This window comes from Myxococcales bacterium (assembly GCA_016717005.1).
Taxonomy (GTDB): domain Bacteria; phylum Myxococcota_A; class Polyangia; order Haliangiales; family Haliangiaceae; genus UBA2376.
Genome location: JADJUF010000007.1, coordinates 222,695 through 239,363, shown reverse-complemented (window position 1 = coordinate 239,363; position 16,669 = coordinate 222,695). Strand labels below are relative to the sequence as shown.

Here is a 16,669-nt window from a genome sequence, read left to right as displayed (position 1 = left end):
GCCGCTACCGCACGGCGCGGCTTCCAGCTACAGGCTGGCGCAGGGATCCCAGGGCACGACGTGCACGTTGCCGGCCTCGTCGGACGCGGTCAGCAGATCGCGCCGCGGCCGCACCTCGTTCTTGGCCACCATCTCGCGGCAGCGGCCCCGCAGCCAGCCGGTGACGTACGCGTCGCCGCGCACCGCGGCCAGCTCGGCGACGTACCTGGGCGCGTCCTTCTCGAACGCGGCGATGTCGGCCAGGGTCTTCGACGTGACCTGGACGATCACGAAGATCGGCGGGGCGCCGGCGGCGCCGGTCTTGACCTCGTAGACCTTCGGGCCGAGCGCGCCCGCGGTCAGATCCTCGTAGAGCGCCTTGGTCAGCTCGCCCGACTCGCCGAGCATCGTGCGGTTGCCGAACCGCGCCAGGGCCGGGAAGCTGTCGACCCGGGGCCGGAGCTCGCCGAGCGTCGGCAGCACGTCGGTCGTCGCGGCCACCGGCGCGGCGGTCGGGACCGGGGCGGCGGTCGGGGCGGCCGGCGCGTCGCCGGAGCCCGAGCCGGCCTGCATCCAGGCGGTCGGGATGTCGTACGAGCTCGACCACTCGCCGGCGCCGGTCTGCTCGCCCGGGAACAGATCCTTGAGGCCCTGGTTGGTGGTGCGCGCCATCTCGAGCGCGAGCAGCGCGGCGCGCTTGGCCGCCTCGAGGCCCCACGCCGGCCGCGCCACCTTGTCGGCGAGGTCGCGCTTGACCTGCTCGTACGCGAGGTCGCCGCTGCGCCGCTCGCTCACCGTCAGCAGGTAGAAGCCGTCGCCGGTGGCGATCACCTTCGAGACCGCGCCCGGCTCGGTGAGGCCCTTGACCGCGTCGTTGAGCGCCGGGTCGGGCAGGGTCATCGCGCCCTCGTCGTACCAGCCCCAGTCGCCGCTCTTGCCGCGCATGGTCGGATCGGCGTCGAGCGCGCTCGCCACCGCGGCGAAGGTCTTCTTGCCGGCGACGATCTCGGCGCGCGCGGCCTCGAGCTTGGCCTGGGCCGGATCGGCCGCGGGCGTCGTCGGCGCGCCCGCGGGCGGCGGCGGCGGCGCGCCGACCTTGCTCAGGTAGACCCGGCGCACGCGCACCTGGTGCTTGTCCTTCCACGACGCCTCGACGTACGTGGCCTTGACCTCGGCCTCGTGGGCCGCCAGGTAGCGATCGAGATCGGCGTCGGTCACGTGCAGCGCGTCGCGGTACGTGGCCGGATCGAACCGGACCGCGTCGAACGCGACCGTGGTGTTCTCGGCGACGTAGCGGGCGCGGGCCTCCTCGATCGACACGGCGACCGAGCCGCGCAGGATGCGGTCCATCGTCGAGGCGAGGATCTCGCGGGCCTGCTGGCGCTTGTAGCCCGCGACCGACATGTTCATGCGCTGGAACACGAACCGCTTGAACTGGTTGTAGTTGAAGACGCCCTTGCCCTCCTCGTCGTAGAAGGCGCCCTTGGCCGGGATCACGCGGCCGCCGTAGTGCAGCTCGCCCTCGGTGATCACGTGGTCGATGAGCTTGTCGGAGACCCGCAGGCCCCGGCGCTCGGCCTCGGCCGCCAGCAGCTCGCGCCGCACCAGCTGCGACAGCGCCGCGATCTCGCGGCCGCGCTCGACCTCGCTGCCCCGGGCCAGGCCGTAGGCGAAGCGCCACCCGGTGTCGTCCACCGTGGTCGAGCCGAGGTTCAGCACGGTCACCCGGCCACCCGACTGACAGCCCTGGCTGGAGCCCACGGACTGCGGTCCGAAGCTGATCACGAACCCGGCGATCAGGATGCCGAACAGCACCCACACGATCAACGACGAGCCCGACTTGCGTAGATTATCGAACATGTGACGGTCCCCTGGAAGGCGGCGCAGTCTAGCCACATTCGCCTGGGAACGCCACGCGCCCGGTCGCGAAGGCGCCGGTCGCCCGCCGGTCGTGCGCCGCCGCCGGTGGGGCGCCGGTGGGGCGCCGGTGGTCGCCCGTGGATCGCCTGCGGGTCGCCCGACGTAGTGTTCGTGCGCACCGCTACCTATCTGCGCGCCGGTGCTGGCGTAGCGCGTCACCAGGTCCGTCGATGCTTGCGCATCGCCGCGGGCCCGTGGTACTGCTCCGCCGCTTCGCCGCCCCGGGAACCGCCGCCAACTCGACGCAATCGCGAACGAAATAACGGAATGTCACCGACTGCTTACGCGTTGCATGTGCTGCCCGCCGGAGCCCCCGGCGCTCAACCGCCGACGCGCGCGCACTAGGTCCCGATGCTCTTCGACTGGGTCTACGGCATGTTCTCGAACGATCTCGCGATCGATCTCGGGACCGCCACCACGCTCACCTTCGTCCGCGGTCGCGGCATCGTCGCCAACGAGCCCTCGGTGGTGGCGGTGCAGGCCAACTCGCTCGGCCCCAAGAAGGTGCTGGCGGTCGGCAAGGAGGCCAAGGAGATGCTCGGGCGCACGCCCGGCAACATCGTCGCCATCCGGCCGATGAAGGACGGCGTCATCGCCGACTTCGAGGTCACCGAGGCGATGCTGCGCTACTTCATCCAGAAGGCGCACCAGCGGCGCACGCTGGTGCGGCCGCGGGTGATCGTGTGCGTACCGTCCGGCATCACCGAGGTCGAGAAGCGCGCCGTCCGCGACAGCGCCCTGGCCGCCAGCGCCCGCGAGGTCTACCTGATCGAGGAGCCGATGGCGGCGGCGATCGGCGCCGGCCTGCCGATCACCGAGCCCTCGGGCAACATGATCGTCGACATCGGCGGCGGCACCACCGAGGTCGCGGTGATCGCGCTCGCCGGCATCGTCCTGTGGAAGTCGATCCGCGTCGCCGGCGACAAGATGGACGAGGCGATCGTCCAGTACATCAAGCGCAAGTACAACCTGCTCATCGGCGAGCGCACCGCCGAGGTCATCAAGAAGGAGATCGGCACGGCCTACCCCCTCGAGGAGCCGCTGACGGTCGAGGTCAAGGGCCGCGACCTCGTCGCCGGCGTGCCCAAGACGCTCGTCGTCAACTCCGACGAGATCCGCGAGGCGCTGCAGGAGCCGGTCAACTCGATCGTCGACGCCGTCCGCTCGGTGCTCGAGCGCACGCCGCCCGAGCTGTCGGCCGACATCGTCGACAAGGGCATCGTCCTGTCGGGCGGCTCGGCCCAGTTGAAGAACCTCGACGTGCTCCTGCGCGAGGAGACCGGCCTGCCGGTGATGGTGTGCGAGAACCCGCAGCTCGCGGTCGTGCTCGGCACCGGCCGCGTGCTCGACGAGCTGTCGCTCCTGCGCGAGATCGCGCTCAAGTAGGCCTGGGGATCCGTGGCCCAGACCCTGCGCCGGCGCCTGATCGACTGGGGCCTCGCTGCGCTGTTCCTGCTGATCCCGGCGCTGGTGCTGCGCGCCAGCCTGCGGCGCCCGAGCGAGCTCGGCGCGGTCGATCAGGCGGTGCTGCGGGTGTCGGCGCCGCTGCAGTCGGGGGTCGCGTGGATGGTGCGGCGGATCGGCTCGGTCTGGCACGGCTACGTGGCGCTGGTCGGCGTCGAGGACGAGAACCGCGAGCTCCGGGCCGAGAACGAGCGGCTGCGGCGCGAGCTGTCGACGATGACCCGCAAGGCGTTCGATCTGGAGGCGCTCGAGGAGCTGGCGCTCCTGCGCAAGCAGATCCCGGCCGACACGATCGGCGCGCGCGTGGTCGCGACCGCGCTGTCGCCGGCGTTCCGGGTGGTGCGGCTGCGGATCGACCGGGGCGAGGGCGAGGTCGAGCCCGGCATGCCGGTGATCACGTCCGAGGGCCTGGCCGGCAAGATCCTCACGGTCTACGGCCGCCACGCCGACGTGCTCCTCTTGACCGACACCCGGATGGGCGTGCCGATCGTCGTCAAGCGCACCGGCGGCCTGGGCCAGCTCCACGGCGTCGGCGCCAGCGATCGCTACGCGTGCAAGATCGACTGGCTCGATCGCGGCAGCTCGCCCGATGACGTGGTCAATGCTCAAGGTCGGCGACGAGATCTACACCTCGGGCTCGCACTCGCTCGACGGCAGCGACTTCCCGGCCGGCATCCTGGTCGGGCGCGTCGCCAAGGTCTCGACCAAGGACTACTCGGTGTTCCAGGAGGTCGAGGTGACGCCGGCGGTGTCGTTCTCGCGGCTGCGCACGGTGCTGGTGCTGCTGGCGCCGCCGCCGCCGCCGGACCCGACCGCGGGCAAGGACAAGCGCAGCGAGCCGGCGTTCGGCGTGCGGCCGCTGTGACGCCACGCCGCCACGCCGCGACGCCGCGACGCCGCGACGCCGCGACGCCATGACGCCATGACGCGTACGCCCCCGCCGCCCGTGACCCGATCGTGACCGCGACGGGGGCGACGTGGCGCGACCGTGGCGGCGCGGCAGGGCGGGCGGACCCATGATCAGGGCATGCCCGAGATCGATGCGCCGCGCCTGCGCGGGGTGCTCCACCAGATCGCGTTCTTCGTCGCCGGTGCGGCCGGCATCGCGCTGGTCGTGAGCTCGGGCTGGCAGTGGTCGCTCGTCGTCTACGCCGCCAGCCTGGCGCTGATGCTCGGCACCAGCGCCGCGTACCATCGCGGCAGCTGGAGCGCGCGCGCCCGGCGCTGGTGGCAGCGCGCCGATCACGCGGCGATCTTCGTGTTCATCGCCGGCAGCTACACGCCGCTGTGCGCGCTGGCGCTGCCGCCGTGGCCGGGGCACGCGCTGCTCGCGGCGGTCTGGGGCGGCGCCGCGCTCGGCGTGGCCCGCGCGCTGGCCTGGCCGTCGGCGCCGCGCTGGGTCGTGGCGTCTCTGTACGTGGTCCTGGGCTGGGTGATGATCGTCGCGCTGCCGGCCGTGGTCCACGCGACCGGCGTGCCGGTGCTGGCGGTGATCCTCGCCGGCGGCGCGCTCTACACCGTCGGCGCCGCCATCTACGCCGCCGGCTGGCCCGATCCGTGGCCGCGCACGTTCGGCTACCACGAGGTGTTCCACGCGCTGACGATCGCCGCGGCCATCGCGCACTTCGGCGCGGTCGTCGTGCTGGCGCGACCGTGACGCCGATCGCGGCCGGCGCGCGGACCTGACGGCGGTGGCGCCGCCGCGGTATCGTCGTCACCGATGGTCCCGCGCGCGCTGGTCGTGCTCGCCGCCCTGGCGCTGACCGCGTCGGGGGCCCGCGCCGACGACGGGGCCGCGCTGGTGTGGCGGGCCGAGGTCGGCTGCGGCTCGGCCGAGGCGCTGGCTGCGCGCATCGCCGCGCAGCTGGGGCGGCCGCTGGTCCCCGCCGATCACGTGGCCGCGACCGTCGAGGTCGTCCGCGCGCCGCTCGAGCGCGACGTGCGCGCGCACCTCGACATCGTCACCGCCCGCGGGCGCGCCAGCCGCGACGTGCGCGGCGCCGACTGCGCGGCCGTGGTCGAGGCGGTGGCGTTCGTGCTGGCCGCGGCGGTCGAGGACGAGGGCGCGCCGCCCGCGCCAGGACCGCCCCCGCCACGGCCGTCTGCCCCGACGCTGGGGCGAGGCCTCCCGGTGGTGCCGACGCCGCGGCCGGCGATCCTGCGGGGCCACCTGCGCCTCGACGGCTGGTCCGACGCCGGCACGCTGCCGGAGTTCCGGCTCGGCCTCGGCGGCTCGCTCGGGGTGTCCTACGCCCGGGCCCGGGTCGAGGTCGGCGGCGCGCTGTGGCGGGCCGGGTGGACCGGCGGCGACGCCGGCAGCGACACCGACCTGCACGAGCTGGACGTGCGCGGCTGCGGCGGGGTCTGGGAGGTCTGGGTGTGCGGCGGCGCGCTGGCGGGCACGTTCGACGGGGCCGGGCTGGTCGAGCAACGCTTCAGCGCGCTGTCGGCGCTGGTGCGCTGGACCCGGCCGTTCGGGGGGCACCTGGCGGTGTCGGCGTCGGTCGAGGCCGTGATCGGGATCGATCGGCCGCACTTCGGCGCGAACGACCTGACGCGCTCGTCGCCCGTGGCCCTGCGGCTGGGCCTCGGCGTCGAGGGCATCCTGGAATGATCGGTCGCCGGGGCGTCCGGCGGTGTACGTTTCCATGACGGACGCCGATGACGCCCGCCACCCACGCCGAGATGATGCCCGCCACCCGGCTCGACCCCGCGCCCGCGGAGCCTGTGAGCGGGCTGACGGTCGCCGGCCTGTACGACCAGCACGCGGCGATGGTGTTCCGGTCGCTGCGGGCGCTGGGCGTGCCCGACGCCAGCCTCGACGACGCGGTCCAGGACGTGTTCCTGGTGGTGCACCGACGCCTGGCCGACTTCGAGGGCCGCTCGGCGGTGACCACCTGGCTCTACGGCATCGCCCGGCGGGTCGCCGCCGACCACCGCCGCAAGCGCCCCCTGGGCACCGGGCCGATGGCGATCCTGCCCGAGCTGGCCGACCGCGGGCCGGCGCCCGATCAGTCCCTGGCGCGGCGGCAGGCCGCGCGCATCGTGATGGAGATCCTCGACGCGATGGACCCTGACAAGCGCGAGGTGTTCGCGCTGATGGAGCTGGAGCAGCTCAGCGCCCCGACGGTGGCCGAGCTGATCGGCGTGCCGCTCAACACGGTGTACTCGCGCCTGCGCCTGGCGCGGGCCCGGTTCGAGCAAGCGCTGGCGCGGCTGGCCGCGGTCGGCGTGCGGGAGGTGACGCCATGAGCGAGCTCTCGCCGCACGCCCGGGCCCTGCTCGCCGAGGCGCGGGGCGCGCTCGATCCGACCGACGAGCGCCTGGCGCGCGGGCGCGCGCGGCTGATGATCGCGACCACCGCGGGCGCGACCGTGGCGACGGCGGCTGCGGCGGCCCAGGCGGCGACCGCGACGGCTGCGCCCGCGAGCGTGGCCGCGACGGTGCCGATCACCGCGGGCGCCGCCGGCGCGATGACCGCGACCGCGACCGCGACGGGGCTCGCCGCCGGCAAGCTGGCGGTGATCGGCCTCGGCCTCGTGGCCGCGACCACCGCCGCGGTGGTCGTGGTACCCCGGCTCACCGCCAGCCCGCCGGCCCCGGCGACCCACGCAGCGGCGGCGCCCGCGCCTGAGCCGGCGCCTCCGCCGGATCGCCCCCCGGCGGTCGCTGCGCATGCGCCGGCGTCCTCGCCGACGCCGACGACGGGTGAGGTCGATGACGCCGACATCGAGCTCGACCCGCCGCGGGCGCCCGCGCCGTCCCCCCGGCCGGCCGCGCCAGCGCCCACGGTCGTCGCCCCGGTCGTCGCGCCCGCCACCGAGCCGGCCGCCGAGCCGACGACCGAGCTCGACCCGCTCGCCCGCGAGCTCGAGCTGCTGCGGATCGCGCGCGCCGCGCTGCGGGGCGGGGCGGCGGTCGACGCGCTGGCGGCGCTGGCGAGGTACCAGCGCGAGTTCGCCCACGGCCAGCTCGCGGAGGAGGCCGCGGCGCTCGCCATCGACGCGTCGTGCGCCGCCGGCCGGCACGCCGACGCGGCCGCGCAGCGGGCCGCGTTCGTGCGGCGGTGGCCCGCCTCGAGCGCGCGCGCGCGGGTCGAGCGGCCCTGCCGCTGACGGCCGCGCGCCTGGGCACGCCCGGGGCGACACTCGTGAGCCGTTTCGCGGGCTTGCCGGTCGGGAATTCCCGTGCTCGCGCCGGGGGCCCGTGGTAGGACGGCGCCCCGGTCGGCATGCGCTCCGCGACCATCGTCCTCATCGCCTACGGGCTCCTGCTCGTCCTCGGCGTCACCTGGTCGGTCCTGCCGATCCCGGTCGTCGGCGACGCGCCGCCCGACGTCGCCGCGCTGACCGCCGGCTACCTGGGCCTGACCGCGCGCCGGGGCGTGGCCGGCGCGGTCGGCGCCGCCGTCGTCACCGGCTACCTGGCCGATCTGCTGTCGGGCGCCCCGGGCGGGCTGCTGGCGCTGACCGCCGGGCTCGTGTGCGTGTCGGCGATCGGCATCCAGCGCCGGATCCTGGTGCGCGGCTGGGGGCTCACCGCCGGGTTCGCGTTCGCCGCCGCCGCGCTCGCGCTGATCGCCAGCCTGCTGGTGCGGATCGTCCTGGGCGGCCCGGTGGCGGGCGCGCGCCTCGAGCTGTGGACGCTCGCGCGGGTGTGCCTGGTCACCGCGCTGTGCGGGCCGCTGGTGATCCGGCTGTACCGCCGCGTCGACGCCGCGTTCGCGCGCACCCACCGCGAGCGCGACCACGCGCTCGAGGGCCTGGCGCCGTGACGAGGTCGCCGTGCTGATGCAGGACAGCGGCTCGGGCGGCCTGGCGCTGCCGACCCTGGGCCGGCGGCTGCGCTGGGTCATGCTGGCGATGCTGATCGCGTTCGGCGGCCTGGTCGGGCGGCTGTGGCAGCTCCAGGTCATGCGCGGCGATCGCTACCGCGAGCGCACGGTCTCGAACGTCGTCCACGAGCGCTACCTGCCGTCGATCCGGGGCCGCATCCTCGACCGCGAGGGCGTGCCGCTCGCCGACAACCGCGCCGCGTTCAACCTCTACGCCACGACCAAGGCGTTCACGCCGGCGCTGCGCGGCACGCTCCGCCGGCTGATCGGCCTGTCCGACGAGGAGCTCGAGAAGATCGACGCGCGGATCACGACCGCGCGCAAGCGCAAGGTGCGCGAGCCGGTGCTGCTGCTCGAGGACATCGCCCGCGATCGCGCGGCCCGGGTCGATCAGGAGCGGTTCCGCCTGCCCGAGCTCGAGGTCCGCAGCGAGCCGTACCGCCACTATCCCCAGGGCGCGCTCGCGGCCCACCTGGTCGGCTACATGACCCAGATGACCGCCGAGGAGGCCCAGCAGCTCGGCTCGCAGGGCTACAGCTCCGACGAGCTGATCGGCCGCTACGGGCTCGAGACCGTGTGGGAGAACTACCTGCGCGGCAAGAAGGGCAAGGAGCGCTACGCGGTCGACGCGCGCGGGCGGCGGCTCGACGAGGCCACCGCCGACGGCCTGATCGCCGGCGATCGCGTGACCGAGCCGGTGGCCGGCTACAGCCTCGTGCTCACGCTCGACGCCGAGCTCCAGCGCATCGCCGAGCGCGCGGTCGCGCCGTTCCCGGCGGCGGCGGTGGCGGTGGTCGAGGTCGACACCGGCAAGATCCTGGCGGTCGTGAGCAAGCCGTCGTTCGACCCCAACGTCATGACCGGGCACCTGACCCGGGCCGAGGCCAAGTTCCTCGACGACGATCCCCGGAAGCCGTTCATCGACAAGGCGCTGCGGGTGCCGTACCCGCCGGGCTCGACGTTCAAGTTCATCACGACGATCGCCGCGCTCGAGGACGGCCAGGGCCGCGAGGACGAGCCGATCGTCTGCAAGGGCAGCTACCAGGTGACCGGCGATCGCAACCCGTTCGGGTGCACCGCGTCGCACGGCCGGCTCGAGCTGGTCGGCGCCATCCAGCACTCGTGCAACGTCTACTTCTGGTCGCTGGCCGAGCGGGTCGGGCTCGATCGGATCGCCGAGGTCGCGAACCAGTACGGGTTCGGCTCGCGCACCGGCCTGGGCCTCAACGGCGACGCGCCCGGCCGGGTGCCGACCCGGGCCTGGTACGAGCAGCGCGGGCGCTTCATGGTCGGCTACACGATCAACGGCGCGACCGGGCAGGGCGACGTCGAGGTCACGGTGATGCAGCTGGCGATGGCCTACGCCGCGCTCGCCAACGGCGGGACGCTGTTCGTGCCGCAGGTGGTCGACCGCGTGGTCCGGGCCGACGGCGCCACGGTGATCCAGTACCAGCCGCAGGTGAAGAACAAGGTCCCGACCCCGCCGGAGATCCTCGACATCTGGAAGCGGGGCACCTGGAAGGTCGTCAACGAGCCCGGCGGCACCGCGTACAAGCACGCCACCAGCGACATCATCGCGATCGCCGGCAAGACCGGCACCGCCCAGGTCCAGGCCAAGAAGGCCAAGAAGGACCAGCGCCAGATCCGCGGCTGGTCGCCCGGCGGCGATCACGCCTGGTTCGCTGGGGTGGCGCCGGCCGAGACGCCCGAGGTCGCGATCGTCGTGCTGATCGAGCACGGCGGGCCCGGCGGCAAGGTCGCCGGCCCGGTCGCCAAGACGATCCTCGAGGGCTGGGCCACGCACGTGCGCGGTCGCCACCAGGCCGCCGTCAGCGGCCCGCTCGCCGACGGCGCCGTCCTCGGGCGCCTGCACCAGCTCTCGGCGACCTGGCAGCTCGGCACCCACGGCGGCGGCCTCCTGGCCGAGCCCGACGATCGCCCGCTCGCCGAGCCGGTGCGCGAGCCGGAGCACGAGGAATGAGCCGCTGGCGCGGATCGCGCGGGGTCGGCATCGAGCTGCCGCGCGCGCAGATCGGGATGTCGCGCTGGCGCCGGTTCCGGGCCGCGGTCGACTGGCCGCTGGTCGCGATCGTCATGATCATCGCGGCGCTCGGCCTGCTCAACCTGTACAGCGCGGTCAACGGCACCCGCCACGCCGGCAAGTTCGATCAGCAGCTGCGGTGGATGTTCGTCGGCGCGATCGGCTTCGCGGTCGCGACCGCGATCGACTACCGCGCGCTCTTGCGGGTCGCGTGGATCGCCTTCGGCCTGGCGGTGGTGGCGCTGATCGTCGTCGACGTCGCCGGCTCGAACGCCAAGGGCAGCGAGCGCTGGATCACGATCGGCACGCTCGGCGGCCAGCCGTCCGAGCTGGCCAAGCTGGCGGTGATCCTGGTGCTGGCGCGGCTGGTCGCCGACGGCACCGGCACCAAGCCCCACTGGATGAGCCTCTTGCCCAAGCTGGCGCTCTTGTGCGCGCCGGTGCTCCTGATCGCGATCCAGCCCGACCTCGGCACCGCGACCCTGACGACGCTGATCATGCTGTCGGTCGGGTTCCTGGTCCTGCGCGACCTGTGGCCGATGGTCTACACGCTGTTCGGGATGTTCCTGGCGGTGCCGGTCCTGTGGGAGTCGATGCACCAGTACCAGAAGGATCGCGTGCTGGCGTTCCTCGACCCGACCGCCGACTCGACCGGCTCGGGCTGGCACACGCTCCAGTCGATCTTCGCGGTCGGCTCGGGGAAGCTGCTCGGCAAGGGCTTCATGTCGGGCACCCAGAACCAGTTCGACTTCCTGCCGGAGCACTGGACCGACTTCCCGTTCTCGGTCTGGGCCGAGGAGTGGGGCTTCGTCGGCGCCGTCGTCATGCTGGCGATGTTCGCGTTCCTGATCGTGTGGCTGCTCAACATCGCGCTGCGCGCGCGCGACGCGGCCGGCGCGACGATCTGCCTGGGCGTCGCCGCGATGACCTTCTGGCACGTCGTCGTCAACGTCGCGATGGTGCTCGGCATGGCGCCGGTGGTCGGCGTGACCTTGCCGTTCATCAGCTACGGCGGCAGCTCGCTGCTCACGTTCTTCATCGGCATGGGCCTGTGCGCGAGCGTGTCGCTGCGCCGCCACGGCTACTGATCTTCCAGGGGACCTGTCGCCAGGCCGCCCCAGGCAGGGCAGGGGGGCTCGGACGTCCGAGGTCACGCCCGGACCACGTCGGTAGCTCGGGCAAGCCCCGACGATCCTCCCCCGAGCCGCGCACCGCCCGGCGCGCGGACCGCTGCTCACCGAGAACGACAAGCGGTGCGCGGGTCGGGCGCGCCGGTCGTGACGCGCCCCGGCGAGGTCACCGCTCCCAGCGGCGGCGGCCGTCGGCGCGCTGCCGGGTCAGGGCGCGCAGCCGAGCTGGGCTAGCAACGTGGTCAGCGCCGCGGCGCCGTCGGCGCAGCTGGCCTCGACCGCCGCCCGCTGGCTGGCCGCGGTCGCGCGCCAGCTCAGGCGCATGGCGGCGTTGGACCGCCGCGTCAACAAGCGGGTGACCGCCGGCAGGTTCGGGCAGGCGGCGTACGTGTCGAGCAGCGCGGCGTAGCGATCGCACGCGCCGCTGGCGGTCACCGGCGGTCCCCAGGGATCGACCGGCAGGACCGGATCGACGGCGGGATCGCGCGGCGGCTCGGGCGGGGGCGCGCGCCGCGCCGCGAGCTTGGCCTCCAGCTCGGGCACGAGCACCCGCGGGCACGCCAGGAGCTCGTCCTCGCCGACGGCGTCGGTCAGGCACCGGCCCTCGCGCGCGGTCAGCTGCGCGCGCTCACACGCGCCGGTCAAGGCGACGATCACCGGCGCGATCTCCTCGGGCGTGGCGTAGTTGCCGACCTGGTACGACGCCAGGCGCCGCGCCACCGCCGGGCACGCGGCCGGCGGCGGCCGCACGCAGCGCGCCGACCAGCACTCGAGCCCGACGTCGCACGCGTCGGCGGGGCGGCAGGCGCCGCGCTCCTGACCGGCCGGTGGGCCCGCCGCCGGCGCGCCGGCGCAGGCGGACGCGGCGATCGCGATCACGGACCAGCGCATGGAGCTTGGACATCGCATCGGGGCCTCGCCTTGGGCGCCGCCGCGCGTCAGTCCGGCGGCAGCGGGTTGTTCTCGTCGCGCATCAGGCGCTCGCGGACCCGCTCGTGCTGGCGGGCCTTGTAGGCCTCGTGGCTGCACGCGCCGGTGTCGTTGGCCAGCGCCGTCGCCTTGTCGGCGATCTGGAACTCGGTGAGCACGAACACCACGTGGCTCTCGTCGGGCGCCAGCTCGGTCACCGGCACCAACCGGCCCAGGCGCAGCGGCAGGTCGGCGACGAAGTTGATGATGCGGTACTCGGGCCCCGAGAACTCGTTGGTGCTGGGCAGGCGCCCGACCGGCCCCTCCTGGGGCTGCATGCGCGGCGCCAGGTCGCGCAGGTGCGGCTCGCGCTCGAGCAGGCCGCCCAGATCGACGAGCTGGTTCACCGACTCGCCCGGCACGATGTAGTTGAACGGGATCAGCTGGCGCGTGAGCGTGGCCAGGGTCGGCACCAGATCGGCCTCGGTCGGGACGATCAGCCGGAACCGCAGCTTGTCGTAGATGCTCGCGGCCAGCGTCGAGCGCTTGGCCATGAGCTTGGTGATCTGCGAGTCGCGCGGCTTGCGGCTCCACTCGAACTCGGCGACCGCGCACCCGGCGGCGCGCAGCTCCTCGACCACGCGCAGCACCTTCAGCTCGATCTCGCGGAAGATCGCGTCGTCGGAGATCGCCAGGCGCAGCAGGGCCTGGCGCCCGGCCAGGTGGTAGATGATGTGCATCACCTTGAGCACGACGCAGGCGGCCCGCTGGTGCGGGCCGGACCGCGACGCGATCAGGAACAGATCGCGCGCGGGCACGTCGTCGGCGATCTCGTCGGGCAGCGGCAGCTGGTAGACCCGGGTCAGGTAGTCGACGGCGTCGCCGCGGACGTCCTCGAGCCGATCGAGCTCGGCCTCGTTGGTCGGGTCGAGCTCGCACAGGCGCAGGAACCGATCGACCGCGGCGTGGTCGGAGAAGTTGAGCCGGTGCCAGTCGACCACCGAGTCGCCGCGCAGCAGCAGCCGGACCGTCTCGAGATCGGCGAGGTCGAGCTCGTCGAGGCACGGCGGCCGGGCCACGCGCGGAAGCACGGTGTGGACCACGGTCCGATCATACCCCGCCCGCCGGGCAACATCTGCTGCGCTGGGCGCCGATCGACCGCGGCCCAAGGTAGGCTCGCGGGATGTGCCCCCACTGCCGCAGCGCCGCGTCGCCTCGCCCCGCCGGGTTCACCTGGTGGGGCGGCTTCATCGGCGCCAGGATCCTCAACCACGTGCTGTGCCCGACCTGCGGCAAGGGCTACAACGGCGGCAGCGGCAAGCCCAACACCACCGGCATCATCATCTACTCGGTGGTCGTCGGCGGGCTGGCGCTCGTGGCGATGGCGCTGCTCCTGCGCTGAGGCGGCCGCGCGGGCCGCGGCGCGCGGCTACAGGTGCTTCTTGATCTCGGCCTCGATCTTGGTGCGCGGCGCGGCGCCCGCGAACGACCACACCACCTTGCCGCCCTTGAACAGGAACAGCGCCGGGATCGAGGTCACGCGGAGCTGCTGCGCGGTGACCTGCTCGCGGTCGACGTCGACCTTGCCCACCTGCAGCTTGCCCTTGTACTCGTCGGCCAGCGCGTCGATCGTCGGCGCGATCTGCTTGCAGGGGCCGCACCAGACGGCCCAGAAGTCGATCAAGGTCGGCAGCTCTGACTTGAGCACCTCGTCGCTGAAGTTCTGATCGGTGATGGTCTTGACGTTGGTGCTGGCCATGAGTCGACTCCTCCTACGTGCTGCGGTGGTCGGGGTGATGTAACGCCGACCGGGCATCGCCGCAAGCCGCCCGGTCAGGCTGGATCGCGCGGGCGCCCTCGCGGCTTTGCGCGTTCCGCCGGTTCGGCCTATGCTCCCGAGCTGTGGCCCGGCTGTTCATCTCCAACACCCGCCTGGAAGCCTGGTCGGCCGAGGGCAAGCTCGCGCTGACCGGCGATCGGCTGATGCTGCCCGAGCTGGCGCGGGCGTTCCACGTCCGCCCCGCGGTGTACTTCGAGTCGATCGCCGGCGGCGGCGACGACCCCAACGAGCTGCTCGGCACCGTCCGCGACGAGACCGCCCTGGCCACGATGGGCGCCGACCACATGATGACGTCGGTCATCTACGGCGACACCGCGTACGAGGTCGTCAACGGGTTCCTCGGCGAGCCCGAGCCCTGAGGTAACGCCGTGCCCGACACCCGGCTCTTGTCGGTGACGCCGTCGCCCGCGTTCTGGCTGGCGGCGGCCCTCTACACCGTGGCGGCGGTCGGCCTGCTGGCCGGGTTCCTGCGCGCGCGCCCGCACTGGTCGCGCCAGGCCCGGCGGGTCGCGATCGCGGCGTTCGTCGCGCACGGCGTCGACATCGGCTGGCGCGGCGTGCTGAGCGTGCACCCGGCGGCGTCGGTGCGCGAGGCGCTGGGCTTCCTGGCGTGGATCATCGCCGGCGGCTACCTGGCGACCTCGATCAAGCGCCAGATCGACCTGGCCGGCGCGGTGCTGGTGCCGATGGTGGGCGCGGTGCTGATCGCGGCGCGGCTGTCGCCGGCCGGCACGCCCCAGGCAGATCTCACGCTGCTCGGGCGCATCCACATCTCGCTCGCCACCGTCGGGGTCGCGCTGTTCGCGCTCGCGGCCGCGATCGCGTTCATCTACCTGCTCGAGGAGCGCAACCTCAAGCGCAAGCGCTTCGACGCGGCGTCGTGGAAGGCGCCGGTCGAGTCGCTGGCCGGCCTCGACGCGATGGCCCAGCGCCTGGTCGCCGCGGGCTTCCCGCTGTTCACCGCCGCGATGGTGCTGGGCATGATCTGGACCTCGCAGCGCGGCGGCGGCATGGGCCGGCCCGAGTACGCCGCCGCGTCGATCACGTGGCTGTGCTACGCGGGCCTGCTCGGCGGGCGCCTCGGGCTCGGCTGGCGCGGGCGCCGCGCCGCCTGGGTCACGGTGGCCGGGTTCGTCGCGGCGCTGGGCGTGCTGGCGATCTACTTCGTGCGCCGCGCGGTGGGGTCGTGACCCCGGCCGAGCTGTTCGTCGTCGGGCTGTCGTGGCGGACCGCGCCGGTCGCGGTGCGCGAGCACCTGGCGTTCGCCGAGGACGAGCTCGTGCACGTGCTGGCCGACGTGCGCGGCGCCGCCGGCGTGGCCGAGGCCATGGTGCTGTCGACCTGCAACCGGGTCGAGGTCTACGGCGCGGCGGCGCCGGGCGAGGGCGCGCGGGCGCTGGTCGAGGTCCGGCGCGCGCTGGTGGCGCGGCGGGCGCCGGTGCCGCCCGAGGTCGACGGCGCGCTCTACGGGCACGTCGGGCCGACCGCGATCGAGCACGTGTTCCGGGTCGCGGCCGCGCTCGACTCGCTGGTCGTCGGCGAGGCCCAGATCCTGGGCCAGCTCAAGGAGGCCCACGCCCGCGCGGCCGCGGCCGGCGCGGTCGGCCCGCTGGTCGGGCGCTGCCTCGAGCGGGCGTGGAGCGCGGCCAAGCGCGTGCGCACCGAGACCGCGATCGCGCGCGGCGCCGCCAACGTGTCGACCGTCGCGGTCGAGCTGGCCGCGCGCGTGTTCGGCGATCTGGCCGGCAAGCGCGTGCTCGTGGTCGGCGCCGGCAAGATGTCGACGCTCGCGGCCCGGCACCTGCGCGCGGCCGGGGTGTCGGAGCTGGTGGTCACCAACCGCTCGCCCGAGCGCGCGACCGCGCTCGCCGCCGCGCTGGGCGCGGTGGCCCGGCCCTGGGAGCAGCTGTCCGAGCTGCTCGCGACCGCCGACGTGGTGGTCAGCTCGACCGGCGCGCGCCAGCCGGTGCTGACCAAGGCCTTGATGAAGAAGGTCACCAAGGACCGGCGCTGGCGGCCGATGGTGATCGTCGACATCGCGGTGCCGCGCGACGCCGAGCCGGCGGTCGGCGATCTCGACGGCGTCTACCTGTTCGACATCGACGACCTCGAGCGCGTGGTCGCCGCCAACCTGGCCGAGCGCGGCAAGGCCGCGGCCGCCGCCGGCCGGATCGTCGACGGCGAGGTCGCGCAGTTCCACGCGTGGCTGCGCGCGCAGAAGGTCGTGCCGACGATCCGCGCGCTGCGCGATCACTTCGGCCAGATCGGCGCGACCGAGGCCGACAAGGTGTGCGCGCTCCTGGCCAAGAAGGACCTGGGCCCGGCCGAGCGCGACGCCGCGGTCCGCCGCGCGATCGATCTGGTCATCGCCAAGCTGCTCCACCATCCCCAGGTCGCGCTCAAGGACGACGACGGCGACGCCCTGGCCCGGGCGGTGCGGCGCCTGTTCCCGATCGAGTCCGTCGCCCCGACCGGCGCGGCGGTGGCCGACGAGCACCCGGCGGCCGAGGGCGGCGTGGTGATCACCCGGCCCGCGATCGTGCGCTGAGCGC

17 protein-coding genes are annotated in these 16,669 nt (G+C 74.1%); 13 read left to right on the top strand and 4 right to left on the bottom strand.

The genetic code is table 11. The features are described from left to right. Positions 1–27: 27 nt before the first annotated feature. Positions 28–1,839, bottom strand: coding sequence for a SurA N-terminal domain-containing protein (locus IPL61_08000; protein ID MBK9031264.1), 1,812 nt, complete (start codon positions 1,837–1,839; stop codon positions 28–30). Between the two features lie 435 nt (positions 1,840–2,274). Between IPL61_08000 and IPL61_07995 the strand changes: the two genes are divergently transcribed. The 9 genes from IPL61_07995 (at position 2,275) to rodA (ending at position 11,326) form a co-directional block, all read left to right on the top strand. Further along, positions 2,275–3,285: a rod shape-determining protein gene (locus tag IPL61_07995; GenBank protein MBK9031263.1), complete on the top strand. Its 1,011-nt coding sequence runs from the start codon at positions 2,275–2,277 to the stop codon at positions 3,283–3,285. 12 nt (positions 3,286–3,297) lie between these two features. After that, positions 3,298–4,281: a rod shape-determining protein MreC gene (locus IPL61_07990; GenBank protein MBK9031262.1), complete on the top strand. Its 984-nt coding sequence runs from the start codon at positions 3,298–3,300 to the stop codon at positions 4,279–4,281. Between the two features lie 109 nt (positions 4,282–4,390). Beyond that, positions 4,391–5,020 carry a hemolysin III family protein gene (locus tag IPL61_07985; GenBank protein MBK9031261.1) on the top strand — a complete coding sequence of 210 codons (630 nt, stop codon included), beginning with the start codon at positions 4,391–4,393 and terminating at the stop codon, positions 5,018–5,020. A gap of 63 nt (positions 5,021–5,083) precedes the next feature. Then, the gene (locus IPL61_07980) at positions 5,084–5,977 is read left to right on the top strand and encodes a hypothetical protein (GenBank protein ID MBK9031260.1); all 894 of its coding nucleotides are present in this window, start codon (positions 5,084–5,086) and stop codon (positions 5,975–5,977) included. Between the two features lie 71 nt (positions 5,978–6,048). Beyond that, positions 6,049–6,615, top strand: a complete 567-nt coding sequence (locus IPL61_07975; protein ID MBK9031259.1) for a sigma-70 family RNA polymerase sigma factor — start codon at positions 6,049–6,051, stop codon at positions 6,613–6,615. After that, positions 6,612–7,478 carry a hypothetical protein gene (locus IPL61_07970; GenBank protein ID MBK9031258.1) on the top strand — a complete coding sequence of 289 codons (867 nt, stop codon included), beginning with the start codon at positions 6,612–6,614 and terminating at the stop codon, positions 7,476–7,478. The genes IPL61_07975 and IPL61_07970 overlap by 4 nt, the downstream gene beginning before the upstream one ends. Positions 7,479–7,594: 116 nt before the next feature. After that, a complete protein-coding gene (locus IPL61_07965; GenBank protein ID MBK9031257.1) occupies positions 7,595–8,137 on the top strand; it encodes a hypothetical protein in 543 nt (180 codons plus the stop codon). Between the two features lie 10 nt (positions 8,138–8,147). Continuing rightward, positions 8,148–10,178, top strand: a complete 2,031-nt coding sequence (mrdA, locus tag IPL61_07960) for a penicillin-binding protein 2 (GenBank protein ID MBK9031256.1) — start codon at positions 8,148–8,150, stop codon at positions 10,176–10,178. Next, a complete protein-coding gene (rodA, locus tag IPL61_07955) occupies positions 10,175–11,326 on the top strand; it encodes a rod shape-determining protein RodA (protein ID MBK9031255.1) in 1,152 nt (383 codons plus the stop codon). The genes mrdA and rodA overlap by 4 nt, the downstream gene beginning before the upstream one ends. 249 nt (positions 11,327–11,575) lie before the next feature. Here rodA and IPL61_07950 read toward each other — a convergent pair whose 3' ends face one another. Together IPL61_07950 and IPL61_07945 are read right to left on the bottom strand one after the other, a co-directional pair. After that, on the bottom strand, positions 11,576–12,259 hold the full coding sequence (locus IPL61_07950) for a hypothetical protein (protein MBK9031254.1): 684 nt from the start codon (positions 12,257–12,259) through the stop codon (positions 11,576–11,578). Positions 12,260–12,306: 47 nt separating this feature from the next. Next, positions 12,307–13,380, bottom strand: coding sequence for a TIGR04552 family protein (locus IPL61_07945; protein ID MBK9031253.1), 1,074 nt, complete (start codon positions 13,378–13,380; stop codon positions 12,307–12,309). 80 nt (positions 13,381–13,460) lie between these two features. Between IPL61_07945 and IPL61_07940 the strand changes: the two genes are divergently transcribed. After that, the gene (locus IPL61_07940) at positions 13,461–13,679 is read left to right on the top strand and encodes a hypothetical protein (protein MBK9031252.1); all 219 of its coding nucleotides are present in this window, start codon (positions 13,461–13,463) and stop codon (positions 13,677–13,679) included. Between the two features lie 27 nt (positions 13,680–13,706). Here the strand turns inward: IPL61_07940 and trxA are convergent, their stop codons facing one another. Then, a complete protein-coding gene (gene trxA / locus IPL61_07935; GenBank protein ID MBK9031251.1) occupies positions 13,707–14,036 on the bottom strand; it encodes a thioredoxin in 330 nt (109 codons plus the stop codon). Positions 14,037–14,179: 143 nt separating this feature from the next. On the opposite strand from trxA, the gene IPL61_07930 reads away from it, so the two are divergent. Genes IPL61_07930 through IPL61_07920 form a run of 3 tightly spaced genes read left to right on the top strand, consistent with a single transcriptional unit; the run spans position 14,180 to position 16,665 of the window. Then, positions 14,180–14,476, top strand: coding sequence for a hypothetical protein (locus tag IPL61_07930; GenBank protein ID MBK9031250.1), 297 nt, complete (start codon positions 14,180–14,182; stop codon positions 14,474–14,476). 9 nt (positions 14,477–14,485) lie between these two features. Continuing rightward, a complete protein-coding gene (gene ccsA / locus IPL61_07925) occupies positions 14,486–15,307 on the top strand; it encodes a cytochrome c biogenesis protein CcsA (protein ID MBK9031249.1) in 822 nt (273 codons plus the stop codon). Beyond that, positions 15,304–16,665, top strand: coding sequence for a glutamyl-tRNA reductase (locus IPL61_07920; protein MBK9031248.1), 1,362 nt, complete (start codon positions 15,304–15,306; stop codon positions 16,663–16,665). Before ccsA ends, IPL61_07920 begins: the two co-directional genes overlap by 4 nt. Positions 16,666–16,669: the final 4 nt, after the last annotated feature.

Coding starts and splice junctions, on each gene's coding strand:
- IPL61_08000 (MBK9031264.1), bottom strand. CDS start 1,839: ATGTTCGATAATCTACGCAAGTCGGGCTCGTCGTTGATCGTGTGGGTG.
- IPL61_07995 (MBK9031263.1), top strand. CDS start 2,275: ATGTTCTCGAACGATCTCGCGATCGATCTCGGGACCGCCACCACGCTC.
- IPL61_07985 (MBK9031261.1), top strand. CDS start 4,391: ATGCCCGAGATCGATGCGCCGCGCCTGCGCGGGGTGCTCCACCAGATC.
- IPL61_07980 (MBK9031260.1), top strand. CDS start 5,084: ATGGTCCCGCGCGCGCTGGTCGTGCTCGCCGCCCTGGCGCTGACCGCG.
- IPL61_07975 (MBK9031259.1), top strand. CDS start 6,049: ATGATGCCCGCCACCCGGCTCGACCCCGCGCCCGCGGAGCCTGTGAGC.
- IPL61_07970 (MBK9031258.1), top strand. CDS start 6,612: ATGAGCGAGCTCTCGCCGCACGCCCGGGCCCTGCTCGCCGAGGCGCGG.
- IPL61_07965 (MBK9031257.1), top strand. CDS start 7,595: ATGCGCTCCGCGACCATCGTCCTCATCGCCTACGGGCTCCTGCTCGTC.
- rodA (MBK9031255.1), top strand. CDS start 10,175: ATGAGCCGCTGGCGCGGATCGCGCGGGGTCGGCATCGAGCTGCCGCGC.
- IPL61_07950 (MBK9031254.1), bottom strand. CDS start 12,259: ATGCGCTGGTCCGTGATCGCGATCGCCGCGTCCGCCTGCGCCGGCGCG.
- IPL61_07940 (MBK9031252.1), top strand. CDS start 13,461: ATGTGCCCCCACTGCCGCAGCGCCGCGTCGCCTCGCCCCGCCGGGTTC.
- trxA (MBK9031251.1), bottom strand. CDS start 14,036: ATGGCCAGCACCAACGTCAAGACCATCACCGATCAGAACTTCAGCGAC.